The organism is Waterburya sp., from assembly GCF_058530065.1.
Window position 1 is genome coordinate 1 of record NZ_JBZNBU010000010.1, and the last position, 16,432, is coordinate 16,432.

Below are 16,432 nucleotides of genomic sequence, written 5' to 3' on the forward strand. Positions count from 1 at the left end.
GATCGCTTATTTCAAAGCCCAAGGGAGCAACTAAATGCAATTCTGTTTTTGTAGCAGCACAAGTACGGGCTATATTGCCAGTATTGGGGGGGATCTCTGGGTTAACCAGAACAACTCGAACCATTTATCATTTAACATTTAACATTAAACATTTATCAGTGTACTGCTATTCAATGACTCCCAATTAGGCAATTAAAGCAGATTGACAGAGAGCATATTCTAAATCTCGTTCTTGCAAAGCTATACTTTTAATATCTTGTTGAATAATTTCTGTGGGAGACATTCCTAAATCGTAAGATTTGAGCCATTTTTGAGCGGTGTTTCCCTCGCGGAGAATTTTCTTTAAGGGAGATAAGAAGCAAGCAAATCCTTGTTGTTTTGCCAAGGGATATACTTCTTGATAAATCTCTTCAATCCAATCTTTGGCAGTAATTGTTCTCCCGTCTCGCCAATGGCGCAATTGAGCATCTAAACTATGTTTGGCAACAGCAATTTCATTCTTATCGGCGATCGCTACTAATTCTTCAGGAGATAAACTACTCTGAACTAAAGGATCTAACTCTGGGTATGCCATCATCTGCATCATTCGGGCTTCCAAAAACGCTGTAATCGCCAATAATGCCAAAGGATTGACTACCAAATCGCAAATTCTTAATTCCAGACGGTTAAGATTATAAGGACGGCGATCGCCATTAGGACGCACTGCACTCCAAAGATGGCGCACGTTTAGCATCGTTTTGGCTGCTAATTGTTCTTCCGTCCAACGAACGAAATGATTGTGACTGGAGAACAAAGGAACATTGGGAGGAGTTTTAGGGAACATCTGCCAGCGAGTAGAATGATAACCTGTAACTTTACCATCGATAAAAGGGGAGGAAGCACTTAAAGCTAAATATAAAGCTGCTTCAACTCTAATCAAACGGCAAGCTTGAATTAATAATTCTAGATCTTCTACGCCCACATTAATATGAATACTGGCAGTAACCACATCAGTACCGTAGGTATTTTCAATATAAGCATGATAGGGATTGCCAGGATCGGAACGGTAAAAGCGACTGCTATCTCCTAAAGACATAGTGCTACCAGGAATTAGAGTATAATCTCCCAACTGTTGCAGATATGCTCTTAAAGCTTGTCTGGGTTTGAGGAGGGCGCACAGCAAGCGATCGTAACCGCAAAAGGGAGCGGTAGTATATTCAACATTACGGCTATCTGGCTCGCGGACAAAACCATCTAAAGCTCGAACGATTTTATCTGACAATCCCACAATCTCACCTTGGGGAGTACCAGTGTACATTTCTACTTCAAAACCTTTAGACAGCAACCTCATAATTCTTTCGCTAATGAACTATAAAAAAATCGGTATGTATCCTAGTTCTAGTAGCAATCAAACAAGAAAAATTTACCTTGATTGGGGTTTTAGATAAAAAATATCAATGTTTACTCGCCATTTCAAGCCAGGTTATACGATTATCAGTGTAATCGATCGCAGTTGTTAGAAAATCTAAAGATTACAATTGACAAAATTAGCCTTTTATAGGTTAAAATCGCAGACTGACACAATCAAATTAAATTAATAACCACTTATTCATGGCAACTCTTTTATCTAGTCATACAGAAAAAACCAAACATTATCAAACTAATCAACAGGTAAAATACTTGCATCTAGAAGCAGAAGTAGATATGCTCCTGCAAAAACTAACTACTCTGAAAGAACAACAACAGCTTTTAGAAGAACTTTCTGCTAAATCGGCTCAGTAAGAAGGTAAGGGAAGTCCAATCTATCTAATTAAACTATAATAAATCAAAATTTTTACTAAAAACCCAGGACTTCTCTTATATTGCACAACGCTTCGAGCGAACAGTGAAGCTGTTTTATCCCAGTGCTGTTTGTCTACCCCAATCTTTCCAGAACTCAAAATAAGTAGTTAGGTAGAATTAAACAAATTTTTTTAACACGAAAGAATTTAAAACTTGCGATCGCGATCGCAACTATTTCTCAAAATATAGATGATATTAAAGAAGAGATAGAGCTATGCAACAGATATTATCTGTTACAAAGTTGCCCCCAGTTTGGTACCTGGGGGTTTTTTTATCTCTAACTAATAGCCTAAAATTAATATTTTAAAAACAGTGACAAGAAGTAACGATTAAGTTTAGACTAATTTAGTCAAGCTAGATCTAAGCTAAAGTAAACTAAGAATTTTCTATTATCTGCTATCTTCCCAATTTGATAGCGAATTCGTCCAAGACATCTAGAGAGTTTGAATTTAATGATCTCTGCCACACTTGAATTACCCAATCTCGATTTATTGCAAGTTAACCAACAATTAGAAAACGCCGAAGCATCTTCCGTAGTTGAATGGAGTGTTGAAACTTTTGGTGGCGGTTTGGTTATGAGTACTAGTTTTGGTATTCAGGCTGCGGTTATGTTGCACTTGGTAACGCGAATAATGCCAAAAATCCCCGTGATTTGGGTCGATACGGGCTATTTACCCGTAGAAACTTATAAATTTGCTGAAGAGTTAACTCAGAGACTGGAATTAAATCTCAAAGTATATCAATCTCCTATGTCTCCAGCGCGCATGGAAGCTCTATATGGAAAACTCTGGGAAAAAAATGACGTTGATGCCTTCAATCTCTACGATCGCATTCGTAAGGTCGAACCAATGCAGCGAGCCTTAAAAGAACTCAACGCTACGGCATGGCTAGCGGGATTGCGCAAAGATCAGACAGATCATCGCCAAAATCTGACCAGAGTTGAAAAGCAAGAGAATTTATATAAGGTATACCCCATTCTAGATTGGAATGCACGAGATATATATCGCTACCTAACTTCTCACGATCTGCCCTATCATCCTTATTTCGATCGCGGTTATGTTTCTGTGGGGGATTGGCATTCTAGTCGCCCTCTAACTGCCGAGGATGATGGGGAAAGGGATACTCGTTTTCGTGGCTTAAAACAAGAGTGTGGCTTGCATCTACCCCAAACTTCAGGAGAAGCTGAAAGCCTTAACTCTAGCAGTTTATGAAAATAGCCCCATATTAATATGCCATAGAAGAATTATGTCTTCTTTAGAACCTTATGTTGCCCGTTTGTATGTCTATCCGATTAAATCTTTAGATTGGGTAGAATGCGATCGCGTTACAGTTTTAGCATCGGGAGCAATTCAAGGCGATCGCACTTGGGCAATTGTTGACGAGCAAGATCGCTTTGTTAATGGTAAAAATAATGCCAAAATCCATGCTTTGCGATCGCAATTCGGTCTAGAAGCTAAAACTATCACTTTACAAATAGAAGGAGACGAGCGATCGTCAACATTCAGCCTAGAACACACAGCAGATCTTTGTCCCTGGCTAGAAGAATATTTTGGTTTTCCCGTAACCATCAAACAAAATTTAGAACGGGGTTTCCCCGATGACGTTGTTTCTCCTGGTGCGACGATTGTTAGTACTGCAACTCTGGAGGCGATCGCATCTTGGTATCCCGAACTAAATTTAGAAGATATCCGTCGGCGTTTTCGAGCCAATATCGAAATTGCTGGCGTGCCAGCTTTTTGGGAAGATAAACTGTTTGCCGAAGCAGATACAATCGTTAAATTTCAAGTAGGAACAGTAGAATTTATAGGAGTTAATCCCTGTCAACGTTGTGTTGTAGTTACTCGCAACCCTCGTACTGGAGAGGCTTATCCCCAATTTCAAAAAACTTTTATTCGACAAAGAAAAGCTACCCTTCCAGAATGGAGCGAGCGATCGCGTTTTAATCATTTCTTTCGCTTGGCAGTGAATACAAAACTATCTCCTAAAGAAGCAGGCAAAACTATTGCGGTGGGCGATCTAATTAAATTAGAGGAATCTTAAACACAATTTTTAGCCAGGCTAGCTCATACTCGAACATTCTCTTGATTACTTAAAAAATTAAATTGCACTCTTATGGTCAATGCTGTATGATATATTAGTCTTTGTTGAAGACACGCATTCAATATCCATACCTAGGGGGTATGGCGGAATTGGTAGACGCTGCGGATTTAAAATCCGTTGAGGGTAATTCTTCGTGGGAGTTCAAGTCTCCCTACCCCCATAACTTTGTGCTGTTATTTGAGCATCTCGTTGTGACTGGAATGTACATTAACTAATTATTTGTCATCGGTAACAAATTGCTGTCACTTTAACAAATTAATTGCCGCTTAAAAAATTTATATCACCCTAAAGAAAAAGGGGATAGAGAGACTTGCTTTCATTTTTTTAGAATGAAATAGCCCTGGTAAGTAATAAGTAATAAGTAATAAGTAATAAGTAATAAGTAATTATGCTCGTAAACAATACAACAAGTATTAAATATAAAAATAATTTAGAACTCAAACTAACTAAAGATGCTAATAATAAAACAATTTGTCAGCATCAATATACTAGTTTTCCCCTGCGTTTATCTCCCGTATTTCGTTTGGAAGGAGCAAACACAAATAGAGCCTATCTTTATTTAATTAATACTTCTCCTGGTTTATTGGCTGGGGATACTTTGAATTTATCTCTGCATTTAACAGCTAATAGTCATTTATATCTCACCGATCAGGCAGCTACTAAAGTTCATCCAATGCCAGAAATCAATATAAAAGGGAAGATTAATTATCAAATAGTAATTGAGGATAATGCTAGTTTGGAATTAGTTGGCGAGCCGATTATCTTATATGAAGATGCTAGTTTGGAGCAGAATACTAAGATTAAAGTTTATCCTACGGCTCAATTATGGTTAACTGAAATAATCTTACCTGGGAGATTGGCAAAAAATGAATATTATGATTTTAATCATTATTTCAATCGCCTAGAAATTGTAGATAATCAAAACGAAATATTGTTTGTTAATGCCAGTCGCTTATTAGGTAAAAATAACCCCTTTAAAGGTAATAAACTATTTGCATCCCTGCCAATTATAGGCAATGCGATCGCAATTCTGCCAGAAGTAGATCTCAAGGCTTTAATTACTCAATTAGAAGCTATTTCCCTGACTACAAGCGATCGCTTGGAAACTGCCATTACTACCTTACCCGCTAATAATGGAATTGCTATTCGAGCCTTGGCTAATAAAACTAGAGACATCAAACAATATTTTTCTTTAATACTAGAACAAATACGTCATCATACTGAAAATAATAAATTACCTTATATTCCTAAATAATAATTATTAATTATTAACTATTAATTATCGAGAAGCATTTCCCGATTTTATTGCGGCAATTTTTTCTTTAGTCAAACGATCTTCTCGTTTCAAGGTTTTTAACACAAATTCAGGTAATGTTGCCGATTTTTCTAAAGCTATTTCAAAGTTTTCTTGGGCTTCTTCTAGGGCTTTAAGGTTATTTTGCTTTTTACCAATCTGTCTTAAAATCTGACCTTTCAAATAATAGTGTTCTGGGTTATCAGGGGCAGAATCTAAAGCTTTATCGGCATATTTTAAAGCCTTGTCGTATTTCTTTAAGTCTCGATAGGCTACTGCCAAACCCCTTTCTACCAGATAATTAGGCGCAGCATAAGATTCAAAACGCTCGATCGCTTGTTCTGGTTTGGAGAAAGGTAAATTTACTGCCAACAATAAATCCATATAACCTTTAATTAAATTAAGTTCGGGATCGTTAGGATCGACATCTTCGGCTCGATCTAGAAACTTGAAGACTAATTGCAGCTTGCTGATGGCATCTAACGCACCTTCTTTTTCGTAGACATATGCCCCATCCATAAAATGTCCCACTGCCAAATATAAATTACCCCGCACTGGATCGGTTTGACTTAATAATTCAGCCGACTCTAAAGTTTGTAAGGCATATTTTTTAATATTTTCCCAGTCTTTTTCCGTATAAGCGAGAGAAGCTAACATAGCATGGGCTAGAGGTTCTGCCGACTCTTTTGATTCTGCTAATTCTAATTCCTTCCTAACCGTTTGATAGTCTCCTTTGAGAAATATCTTTTCAAATGCTTTTTCAGTATATTTGCCAATTTCGCGGGGATTTTCCGCTCGAAAAGGATCTTCCGCCCGAACAGCACCATTACCCAAACTAACAACCATAGCAACGCTCAAAGGTAGAGCTAAAACTATTTGTTTAAACCACGTTTTTTTAGTCATAGTGTCTTAAGAATGCAATTACAAGTAGTCTGAGCCTTGACGCGATCGCTATAAATCTAGTTCCTCAAAACCAAGACCAAACTACAATCAATTATGACAAATAGTTTTTAAAATTAAAGATTAAAAATACGCAAAAAAAACGAGTCGATGCGTTCGTTGTCAAGTGATTGATTGCTATTTGGACAATTAACTCAATTTTACGACCGACTCTGATAAAAATTATGCAGTAGCTTTATCTTGAGGAGAAAGTACTTGATCCGCAGTGGGTAACTCCAGACAATATCCAGCACCATAAACGGTTTTAATATAGCTAGGATGGCGAGGATCTGGTTCTAGTTTGGTTCTTAGATGACGAATGTGTACCCGAATGGTTTCAATATCATCATCTGGATCGTAGCCCCAGACTTCCTTGAGAATTTCTGGAGGGGCGACGGTTTCACCGTGACGTTGCAACAAGCAATGGAGTAATTCAAACTCTAAATGGGTTAGTTTGACAGTTTTTTCAAACCAAATTGCTTCAAAACGCTCTGGGATTAAAGTCAAAGGACCAAAATTCAAGATTTCTGAATGTTTGGCTGCTTGAGGAATGCGATCGGTACGACGCAACAAAGCTCGAACCCTGGCTAACATTTCCTCAACTTCAAAAGGTTTTGTGAGATAATCATCAGCACCAGCATTGAAGCCTTCTACTTTATCTTGGGTTTGACCCAAAGCAGTGAGCATAAGTACTGGAATATCGGAAGTGCGATCATCTCGACGCAATCTTTGGCAAACAGTAAAACCATCTACTTTGGGAAGCATCAGATCTAACATAACTAAGTCTGGTTGCAGTTGTACGGCTAAAGCTTGACCTTTAACTCCGTCTTCTGCTTGATTTACATCATAGCCAGCCATTTCTAAGTTAATCGAAACTAGTTCTGAAATTGCTGGATCGTCATCAATGACAAGTATTCTGGGCATATTAAATAAATTATTCGGCTTTTATTTGGTATGAGTGCAGTTGCTATTTTGGAAACTTAATTACAAAAAATTTAGACTAGGTTTATAATTCCTGTCCTGATTATAAGCAAAAATGCCCATTGTGTTTCAGTTTGCGATCTGATATCTACATTTATGAAGGTTAATTGCCTATTATATAGCTATTTTTAAGTAAGATATTGCTGTATTTACTTATGTAAAGATTGCCCCTTAGCTTGGTTTTTGCCAGCAGTCGAGCTATTGCTAAAGATATTGTAAAGATAGAGGAAGTTGCTCAAGCTAAAAGAGAAATTATTTTGATGAAGAGAATCATTTTATCGCTCGCCCTAATCTTTTCTGCCTGTCAAGCCAAGATAAACCCGCCACCTCCTCAAACTGTCGAACTAGCAAATCAGAATAGTGCAGTGCCAGCCTCTGATTTTGAGATCTCTTCTAGAGGCATTGGTAAAGCCAAACTGGGGATGACTGTGGGCAAACTCCAAGAAATATCGGATCAAGATACTGTTTTTGAAGCGATACCTTCTTTTATGGTGGATCTTGATGCGATCGCCGTCAGCCAGGATGGTATAGTCCAATATTATATTCTCCACCCTGCGGGGGATAATTCTCAATTCCAAGGCAATACAATTAATCCCAATCTGGTAATTACTGCTTTAATGACTGATAACGATAACTATCAAACGAAGCAAGGTGTTAAAGTCGGTACGCCAATCGAGGAAGCAGAGGAAATTTATGGAGATGCAATATTAGCCTACAACATTGAAGGAGAGTCTAGAGAATATATTACTTTTGGCGATCGACATCCTGAAAATATTCAATTTAGAGCTTCTTACTTTAAACTGATTTCTAATGGTTTGGGCTTTTCTGGTATCTATCCCGAATATCCAGGAGTTTCTTACACTACTGATAAATATCGCGATGATGCTGCTATTGCTGCCATTGAAGTTTCCTGCGCTCGGGATAATTGTCTTAATTAAATAAACCAAGGGTGGAAATTTTATTTAGTTTTGTTTTAATTCTCTTTAGTGGTCTAATAGTCGGTGAAATCGCTCGAAGATTGGGCGCGCCACCCCTACTAGGAATGATGTTGGTAGGACTGTTCTTAGGCTCTGAAGGGATTAATATACTAGACAATGGAGTTTTAGAATTAGCCGACGATTTACGATCGCTTGCCGTAACGGTTATTTTAATGCGGGCGGGATTGGGGCTAGATCGCGAAAAACTAGTCAAACAAGGTACAGTAGCTCTGCGTTTGGGTTGTTTACCAGCCCTCACCGAAGCGTTGGTTATTGCTGCACTCTCCATTTGGTTATTAGATTTTAATTGGCTGACAGGTTTGCTTTTGGGTTGCGTTGTCAGTGCCGAATCTCCTGCGGTAATTGTCCCTGGTATGTTGCGTCTTAAGAATTTGGGCTGGGGAGTTGCGAAAGGAATTGCTGATGCGATCTTGACTGGGAGTGCCTTGTCAGATGTGTTGGTTTTGTTGTTGTTTAGTTTGCTGGTTAATTTTGCTACTCAAGGAGATATTAGCAATCGAGATTTGTGGTTGTTGCCCATCAAAGCGATCGCCCAAATTATTTTAGGAGTCATAGTCGGCTATCTTGCTGCTAAATCGATCGTTTTCTGTACTGTCAAGCAACAGTGGACGCGAAACAGAGTGCAAACTACTTTACTAGTTACCAGCATTGCTTTATCCATAGTTATCTCAGCCAGTCGTTTTCCTTACTTTTCAGGATATTTAGGAGTAATGGCAATGGGATTTTTCCTAATTCAATTCAACCCTCCCCTCTGCCGCATTTTGCGCCAAGAATTCAACCATCTTTGGGTTGTGGCAGAGATAATTTTATTTGTCTTAATGGGTGCGACAATTCAATTAGATATATTAACTAACATCTTACTCCCAGGACTATTATTACTAGCTTTAGGATTGTTGTTTGGGCGATCGCTCGGCTGGTATCTAGCTACCTTAGGCAGCAATTGGACGCTGAAGGAAAAACTATTTCTTTTACCAGGAAACTCGGCAAAAGCCACAGTACAAGCCGCTATTGGAGCAATACCTTTAAGTTTGGGCATTTCTGGCGGGGAGCGAATACTGGCGATCGCTGCCCTCTCAATTATGGTTACAGCCCCCTTGGGAGCTTGGGCAATACCGACTTTTGCGCCTATTTTATTAACTCAAGATACGGTAGATCCGACTAAAACCAATGTCATTACCAGTACAGTAATTTTAGGAGTTGTCGATCGCAACACCGAAAAAGCGATCGCAGTCTTGACTAAAACGGCAGATTTAGCCCGTCGCACTAATGGCAAAGCAATTATTGTTTCTTTAACCAGCGAGGGAGAATTAGATATGGATAAGTTACAATTACTGACTGCTAATTTACTGTTAGATATTCCCCATCAATATTTAACTATTAAAGAGCGAAAAGAAATAATCGCTCTTGCTCAAGAAAACAAAGTAACAGAAATAATTATTCCCAGATGGGATTTGCCAGATAGAGAACAGACTCTCTATCCTTTATTAAATCGGTTGGTTTTAGAAAATAGCCACGTTTCAGTGATGTTAGTTTGAGTAATACTGAAGTCATACTATTTCTCCTTGAAGTTGCACTTAATATTTTTTAGATTTTGTTTCTCGCAAAGACGTTTACCCAGGTCGGTGCGCTGGGCAAAGGCGCAAAGGCGCAAAAGAAGAATTTTTTATTGAGTGCATTGTTATAGAGAATTGGGATTATAAGTACCCAAGCAGAATTATTTGTATATTTCTAATGTTTCTGACTTCTGACCTCTGTACGGACGTTTCATGAAACGATGAGACCCCGCGCCGCCGTTATGGGTCGCGGTATCCTTTAGGACAGGCGCAAGGGAACGCTCATCGGAGTCCCTACCTGACTCCTGACCCAATCTTAACTATCCAATACCTTGTCCACAAAATTGAATTGTTAAACGATAAGTATTGCAATTGGTATATGTTTAATTCAATCTATAGGTTTTTGGTGTCATACCAGTAATTTGTCGAAACTGTTTGCTTAGATGGCTATGACTGCTAAAACCGCACTCCAAAGCAATATCGATAATTAATCGATCCGTTGTTTTCAGTAATTGTTTGGCTCTTTCTACTCGTTGCTGACTCAAATATTGATGGGGTGTCATCCCAATTGATTGTTTAAAAAGACGACTAAAGTGAAATGGACTCATATCAAGTAATTGAGCCAAATCTGCCAGTTTAATATTTTTATCTAAATAAGCATCAATATAATCTAACACCTGACCTAATTGGCGCGGAGACAAACCTCCTTCGTAGATAGGCAATTTAGGTTTACGGGCGGTATGATGTCTGAGTAAGTTTACTGCCAAAACATTCGTTAACGAATCAAGATAAAGTCCATTATCGAAGTGTTTTTGTTGATGTTCGGCAAACAACATCATGGAGATCGCTTCAAGTTGAGCATTACGAATCTGAAACCCTGGTAATAATTCTAGACGGTCTGAATCCCGATCTAAAGTTTCTCTGGCAATGCTTTGAAGAAACTCGGTGGTGAGTTGAATCTGCAAACAATTTTCTTGACCCGACCAGCGCACAAATAGAGGAGTGTTGGCAGGGGTAATTAGAATCTCTCCTTTTTGATACAAACCCGTATGAGTTTTACCATCTTGAACCTGCACGTATTCAATCGGACGTGGAGCAAGAGATATAAAAACTGTATGTTCTGCATCATTACAATAATTACTTTCTCCAGCAGAATTTTGCAGGTGTTGGAGTTTAATTTTGTCCCTACTTTGAGTTGAATCTTGTAATTGAATAGCAGAATTATTCACGACAAATAGATGTTCTTATCCCAAACTGACGTTGACTATAAGTTTAAATCATCAGTAATTTATAAATTGTAAATAATATTGCGATCGCAAATTACAAGACGCTCTTGACAGAAGATTTACAAGTGTCTCTAAATTTATCAAGTCGATCGCAAAACTACTTTTTAAGGTTGGGAAGCCAGTCACCAAAATCTTGGGTCAATTGAAGAACAACCGTAATAAAAATTAGAAATTCCTATCGGTTAAAATTTCATAACCATCTTTGGTTACTAAAACAGTATGCTCGAATTGTGCCGAGAGATTATTATCTACTGTAACTACCGTCCAGCGATCGCGCAACACTCTAGTATGCTTAGAACCTGCATTTAAAATGGGTTCGATCGCTAAAGTCATTCCTGCCTTTAATTTTACGTTAGGCATCCATTTAGTACGGTAATTAAATACCGAGGGGGCTTCATGAAGGTTTTTACCTACGCCATGTCCTGTATAGTTTTCGACTACGCTATAACCATGGGCTTTAACATGGTCTTCGATCGCTCCTGCAATGTCTAGCAAGCGATTTCCCGCTTTGACTTGTTCGATACCTTTATATAAAGACTCTTCGGCTACCTGTATTAGTTTGGCTGAATCCTGGGATACTTTTCCCACCGCAATAGTGATGCAGGAATCTCCATGAAATCCATCACAAAATGCTCCCGTATCTACTTTTAAAATGTCTCCCCGACGAATTACCTTCTTCGGGCTGGGAATACCATGTACCACTTCGTTATTAACGCTGGCACAAATCGAAGCAGGGAAACCATAGTAGCCCTTAAAACTGGGAGTAGCTCCCATTTCTCTGATTCTTTTTTCGGCATATTCATCCAAATCTGCGGTAGTCATGCCAGGTTTGGTTATTTCTTGGATTTCTTTGAGTACTGTGGCAACAATACGGCTAGAGTGTCGCATTTTTTCGATTTCTGAAGCCGATTTGATATGAATTCCTTTAGGATTGCGGTCTAAGATGGGAAGTCCATTAGAGTTTTGCAAGTCGGATGTATTTTTCGATTTAGGGAAAAGAAGATTTGTAATAATATTCATTAAAAGATTTTTTAATAATACTTTCTAATCAGTTATTTTAGCGTCGATTGAGAAGTACTTTCTGGTATATATTCTCTTCCTCGCCCAGTAGGTGAGTCAAATCAAGCTTGATTTATGAATAAAAAATAATTCCTGAGAATCTAAGTTGCAGTGAATTTGATAATCTAACAGTAGGATAATTGTTAGATTTTACTTTCATTTAAAGTTATTACCTCAAGTTCTTGGGAATGTTTTCGTCAAAAAACACTCTTTATCGGCTGAAAAATTAAAAATCAACTTCAGTTTGCTTTTTAATCTCGGAAAAATGCGATCGTTTGCTAACAATTTATACCTAAATAGTATTTATAACAATTATAAAAAAATCTAAAAATGTCCGATCAAAATGATAGTTTACCCCTTGGGAAGTTATTACAGAATGCGGGTCTTATTTCTAGTCAACAACTAGAACAAGCTTTAGAAATTCAATCTCAATACACTGAAATGAAGCTGGGAGAAATTTTGGTATTGCAGGAAGCAATTAAAGCCCAGACTGTTGACTTTTTTATTCATGAATGGCAAAAAATCCAAGCAGAAGGTCAACAATTTCCTTTGGGAGTTTATCTCAAAAAAGCTTCTTTATTAAATGAAGATCGAATCCAAGCCATCTTAGCAGAACAAAAAATTAATCCACTTAAATTCGGCGATTTAGTAGTAAAAAAAGGCTGGTTAGAGCGCAAGACTATTGATTTTTTTCTCAACAGTCTTGCTTTTAAAACGCCTCAATTGATGTCTTCTATAACTTTGGAAGAATACAATCGGAAATTTCTCCAGCTAGAAAAAAAATATAATAATGTTTCTTTGATTTTAACTCGTATTTTAGCCTGGACTGGGGGCAATTCACCTTTAACGAAGACTATTTGTCATGTTTTTGCTAACTCCGATTTGAATATTCCTGAAGGAAGAGAAATTAAAGCAGTAGATAAGTTAATTGAAGGTGCAATAATTAGAAATTGGCGTACTAGTAAACTAGGAAGTTATCTTAGATCTATCGAAGAAAAACTGATTCACAATCAACAATCTCAACCAGTTTTATTATTAGCAGAATATCAAAATATTCTCTTATCAAATAGTCGAGAATTCAATCATACTAAAGAACAAGAAGAGTTGTTGAATTTAGGAATAATTATTCGCGATCGAGCAGAAGAAAAAGTACGGATTACTAATTTAATTTTTCAACAAGTTTTCAATCAAAACTGGCTAGTTGAAACTCAAAAAACTCTAGAATCCAAAATAGAAAAGAAAAGCAGCAAGATTGCCAAAGTCGATCCCTTAGAAAATACCAGTCAAAATCTCACAACAGATCCACTAGAAATTACAGAGATCGAACCGACACAAATAGAAAATAAGGCTTTAGCCATAGTCGAAACACAAGAAAATTTAGTCAATAAAGCTCCTAAAACCGAGCCTTTAACTAAATTTAGCTCTTTACTAACTTTAGTAGGATTTGCTTTATTTGTTCCTTTAGTCTTGGCAATTAATAACTATTATTCATCCCTCAAGCAAGAAGAACAGCTAGGCAATCAAACCTTATTAAATAGCAGTCGTTTAGAAAATTTTTGTCAAAATATTAACACAATCAATCCGTCATCTACTTTAGATTTGATCTTTCAACTGGAACAGAATAAAGAAGCGGTTCTTAATGCTAATTCGACTAACTTCAAGAGATTTCCCGAACGTTGTGAAATAGCTTTAAATAGGTTGCGAGTTTTGGCTGCACCAGAATTAGGCAAAGAAAGTAGAGTCATTGAGGCGATCGAGCATCTTTGTAAAATACCTGCTAATGCTAAAAATATTAGCCAGGCAAAAATTTGGCTCGAACATTGGTCGGAGTCTTCTAGTTGGGGCAATGCCACTCAATCTTATTTAGAACTAATCGATAGTTGTCCCGCAAGAGACATTTAAGTAGTAATCAGATTTTTATTGAATGGGTTCATTGTTACCAAAACTAATATCGTTCTCCTCATATTCTTGAGGTTCGACGTGAATTAGAACTCTGACAGTACCAAAATTTTGCTCTAAAAGTTCTTCAATTTGTTCGGTAATTTGATGGGCAATTACAATATCATCAGTATTAACAATTAAGTGCATTTCAATAAATACTTGTCTGCCCAACATTCCCCTAGAAGCAATATCGTGGCAGTTAATTACTCCTGGTACTTTCATGACAATCTCATTAATTGCTTCAGGGGCGATCGCCATTTCATCTACTAACCAGGGTAGGTTTTCGCGAATTACTTCCCAACCACTATGGAAAACCAACAAAGCTACGGGGAAAGCTAGGATAACATCCAACCACTTTAATTGAGGAATATTAAGATTGGTGGCTTGCCAGACTCCTAATAAACCAGCAATTACGATCATAGTTACCCAAATGTCGCTCATCGTATGCTTGGCATCGGCAATCAGAATTGGACTTTTAATTTTTTGACCCACACTGCGCTCGTAAAACGCCACAAAAATGTTAACTCCTAAAACTACCAGTAATAACCATAATTCAGCAGCAGAAACTTGAATCGCAGTCAGATCTTCTGTGGGGAAAAATATTTTTTTGATGGCTACTTGTAAAATCTCAAAACAAGCAATACCCAAAAATGCGGCGATTCCCAACGCACCCACAGCTTCAAACTTTTGATGTCCATAAGGATGTTCTCGATCTGGTTTGGGAGATGAAAAACGATTGGCAACTAAACCCAAGATATTATTGGCACTATCTGTAACGCTGTGCAAAGCGTCTGCCTGGAGACTCAAAGATCCAGTAGCAATGCCCAGAGAAAATTTTAGTGCCATGACAAATAAATTTAACAGTAAAGTCAACCACAAAACGCGACGAACTTGAGAGCGATTATCTTCCACGGTGGAGCATCAGATACGTACATCTATAATAATAATCCTAAAAATCTTAGAGAGCTGCCTAAAATAGTGTTTTTAACTATATTGAGTTATGAGAAAAAAAGTAACTTATTAAAATAATTTCTAGCTCCACAGGGATTGATAAATCCTAAGATTGGTACATTGAGTTTTAGGGCTTAATACCATTTCTCTTTAATGGGACTACAGATAACTTTCGGGCTGGGAGACTAGGAGATATTATCCCGCTTGACGGGACTGGGAGACTAGGGGACTGGGAGAAATAAGCTATCTATTTGTAGCGATAATTTGGAGAATTGGTATAACAACAACTTTCAATAGTACACAAATCAAATTTGAGCATGGATAAATTAACTCTCAATTTAGTTCAAGGGGCAGTGAGCTTCAACTTTTCCCCAGCGGCAGCCAAACAACTCAAAGCAGAAATATCTACCTTGATGCAAAGTCTTAAGGCTGTTGCTACCATTACCCCTGGGGGAAGGAATCGTCCTACTCCCCAAAAACCCATGGAATATCGCCATGCAGGAGATATTTTCCTCGAAATATTTTGCAATCCTAATATCTATCCCAGCCCCTTTGCTGCCAAAATTTTAGTTACCCTCAGAGACGATCGCATTCGTTTGACTAGCGAAGCTGAATTAACTCAATTAATCGAAGATTTGAATGTTTACCTAGAATCAATCAGTTAATTAGTCATTAATCAACCGATCGACCTAAAAAACCCCCCAAATGGCTAGACAGCTTAGGGACTCCTAGTTTTCGCCTCTAACTTACTTGGGGGATACTGGATGAGAGCTTAGAACTTGGTGCATTAACATCAAATCCTAATCGTAGTATTCATATTGGACTGATAATTACTAATTTGCCAGGAAAGATAACAACTTAAGTTGATAACTTAAGCTTAATTTCGATTGTATTTAATCGATCGCAAGTCTGATTAACTGATGGTTAGAAAGTTTGAAGTGATGAATTTCAACAGTCAAATAACCAGATCGACCTTAGCGATCGAAGCGATCGCAATTGTAAAAGCCAATACTAATCGCTAAAGTAAGCTTAGGAGATTGTTGAAAAAATTGCTGACTATTTAGTATTTTTTATGTTTAGTTCGAGTCAAAAGTCGAAACGCAAACGCGGGGTAATATTATCCCCCATCGGGTGGAAACGTTTGATCGATGCCCAAACTAGTGCCGAAAATAAAACTAATGGAGGAATTTCTTACACTCTAGAAGATTTAAACGAACTGACTGGACTCAGCGCCCATACTTTAACTAAAGTTCGTCGTCGGCAACATCCTGTAGATCGACAGACTCTAATGGATTATTTTCAAGCTTTCGATTTAAGTTTGACCGACAAAGATTATATCAAACCGATTGCCGAAACTCAGGCAAATGCCCAAGGGAGCGACAATGCCAAACAAAATCTACTGGCAAACTCCGAAAAACAGACAACTAACAAGATAAATCTTATCCAAGAAGAACCGACTCTACCAGAAGGACAAGTACCCTTAGATTCATCCTTTTATATCGATCGCCC

At 37.8% G+C, this 16,432-nt stretch carries 15 protein-coding genes, 1 tRNA gene and 1 pseudogene; 10 read left to right on the top strand and 7 right to left on the bottom strand.

Annotated features, from left to right (window positions below; translation table 11 throughout):
* Positions 1 to 124, bottom strand: a 124-nt coding sequence (locus AC33VI_RS00495; RefSeq protein WP_491780325.1) for a tRNA (cytidine(34)-2'-O)-methyltransferase, incomplete at its 3' end; no start/stop codon positions are given.
* Positions 125 to 184: 60 nt separating this feature from the next.
* The gene (gene gshA, locus AC33VI_RS00500) at positions 185 to 1,330 is read right to left on the bottom strand and encodes a glutamate--cysteine ligase (protein WP_491780312.1); all 1,146 of its coding nucleotides are present in this window, start codon (positions 1,328 to 1,330) and stop codon (positions 185 to 187) included.
* Positions 1,331 to 1,590: 260 nt separating this feature from the next.
* Here gshA and AC33VI_RS00505 point away from each other — a divergent pair, with 260 nt between their 5' ends.
* The 5 genes from AC33VI_RS00505 to AC33VI_RS00525 all read left to right on the top strand — a co-directional run bounded on the left by AC33VI_RS00505 (position 1,591) and on the right by AC33VI_RS00525 (position 5,176).
* The gene (locus AC33VI_RS00505) at positions 1,591 to 1,761 is read left to right on the top strand and encodes a hypothetical protein (RefSeq protein ID WP_491780313.1); all 171 of its coding nucleotides are present in this window, start codon (positions 1,591 to 1,593) and stop codon (positions 1,759 to 1,761) included.
* A 512-nt stretch (positions 1,762 to 2,273) separates the two neighbouring features.
* Positions 2,274 to 3,032 carry a phosphoadenosine phosphosulfate reductase gene (gene cysH, locus AC33VI_RS00510; RefSeq protein ID WP_491780314.1) on the top strand — a complete coding sequence of 253 codons (759 nt, stop codon included), beginning with the start codon at positions 2,274 to 2,276 and terminating at the stop codon, positions 3,030 to 3,032.
* A gap of 34 nt (positions 3,033 to 3,066) precedes the next feature.
* A complete protein-coding gene (locus AC33VI_RS00515; RefSeq protein WP_491780315.1) occupies positions 3,067 to 3,861 on the top strand; it encodes an MOSC domain-containing protein in 795 nt (264 codons plus the stop codon).
* A 134-nt stretch (positions 3,862 to 3,995) separates the two neighbouring features.
* Positions 3,996 to 4,081, top strand: a tRNA-Leu gene (locus AC33VI_RS00520).
* 228 nt (positions 4,082 to 4,309) lie between these two features.
* Positions 4,310 to 5,176, top strand: coding sequence for an urease accessory protein UreD (locus AC33VI_RS00525; protein WP_491780316.1), 867 nt, complete (start codon positions 4,310 to 4,312; stop codon positions 5,174 to 5,176).
* Between the two features lie 24 nt (positions 5,177 to 5,200).
* On the opposite strand, the gene AC33VI_RS00530 is transcribed toward AC33VI_RS00525, so the two are convergent.
* Together AC33VI_RS00530 and AC33VI_RS00535 are read right to left on the bottom strand one after the other, a co-directional pair.
* A complete protein-coding gene (locus AC33VI_RS00530; RefSeq protein WP_491780317.1) occupies positions 5,201 to 6,118 on the bottom strand; it encodes a Sll0314/Alr1548 family TPR repeat-containing protein in 918 nt (305 codons plus the stop codon).
* A gap of 219 nt (positions 6,119 to 6,337) precedes the next feature.
* Complete coding sequence (locus AC33VI_RS00535) at positions 6,338 to 7,078, bottom strand: response regulator transcription factor (protein ID WP_491780318.1); 741 nt, start codon at positions 7,076 to 7,078, stop codon at positions 6,338 to 6,340.
* Positions 7,079 to 7,299: 221 nt separating this feature from the next.
* Here AC33VI_RS00535 and AC33VI_RS00540 point away from each other — a divergent pair, with 221 nt between their 5' ends.
* Both AC33VI_RS00540 and AC33VI_RS00545 read left to right on the top strand, forming a co-directional pair.
* Positions 7,300 to 8,073, top strand: coding sequence for a hypothetical protein (locus AC33VI_RS00540; RefSeq protein ID WP_491780319.1), 774 nt, complete (start codon positions 7,300 to 7,302; stop codon positions 8,071 to 8,073).
* Positions 8,074 to 8,090: 17 nt separating this feature from the next.
* Positions 8,091 to 9,668: a cation:proton antiporter gene (locus AC33VI_RS00545; protein ID WP_491780326.1), complete on the top strand. Its 1,578-nt coding sequence runs from the start codon at positions 8,091 to 8,093 to the stop codon at positions 9,666 to 9,668.
* 401 nt (positions 9,669 to 10,069) lie between these two features.
* Here AC33VI_RS00545 and AC33VI_RS00550 read toward each other — a convergent pair whose 3' ends face one another.
* Positions 10,070 to 10,915, bottom strand: a complete 846-nt coding sequence (locus AC33VI_RS00550) for a helix-turn-helix domain-containing protein (protein ID WP_491780320.1) — start codon at positions 10,913 to 10,915, stop codon at positions 10,070 to 10,072.
* 222 nt (positions 10,916 to 11,137) lie between these two features.
* Positions 11,138 to 11,992, bottom strand: coding sequence for a type I methionyl aminopeptidase (gene map, locus AC33VI_RS00555; RefSeq protein ID WP_491780321.1), 855 nt, complete (start codon positions 11,990 to 11,992; stop codon positions 11,138 to 11,140).
* Positions 11,993 to 12,361: 369 nt separating this feature from the next.
* Between map and AC33VI_RS00560 the strand changes: the two genes are divergently transcribed.
* Positions 12,362 to 13,933 carry a cyclic di-GMP-binding domain-containing protein, MshE-related gene (locus tag AC33VI_RS00560; protein WP_491780322.1) on the top strand — a complete coding sequence of 524 codons (1,572 nt, stop codon included), beginning with the start codon at positions 12,362 to 12,364 and terminating at the stop codon, positions 13,931 to 13,933.
* A gap of 15 nt (positions 13,934 to 13,948) precedes the next feature.
* Here AC33VI_RS00560 and cdf31 read toward each other — a convergent pair whose 3' ends face one another.
* The gene (gene cdf31 / locus AC33VI_RS00565) at positions 13,949 to 14,884 is read right to left on the bottom strand and encodes a CDF family zinc efflux transporter Cdf31 (RefSeq protein WP_491780323.1); all 936 of its coding nucleotides are present in this window, start codon (positions 14,882 to 14,884) and stop codon (positions 13,949 to 13,951) included.
* A 356-nt stretch (positions 14,885 to 15,240) separates the two neighbouring features.
* Between cdf31 and AC33VI_RS00570 the strand changes: the two genes are divergently transcribed.
* Both AC33VI_RS00570 and AC33VI_RS00575 read left to right on the top strand, forming a co-directional pair.
* On the top strand, positions 15,241 to 15,588 hold the full coding sequence (locus tag AC33VI_RS00570; RefSeq protein ID WP_491780324.1) for a hypothetical protein: 348 nt from the start codon (positions 15,241 to 15,243) through the stop codon (positions 15,586 to 15,588).
* 407 nt (positions 15,589 to 15,995) lie between these two features.
* Positions 15,996 to 16,432, top strand: a pseudogene (locus AC33VI_RS00575) (hypothetical protein); the annotation flags it as partial.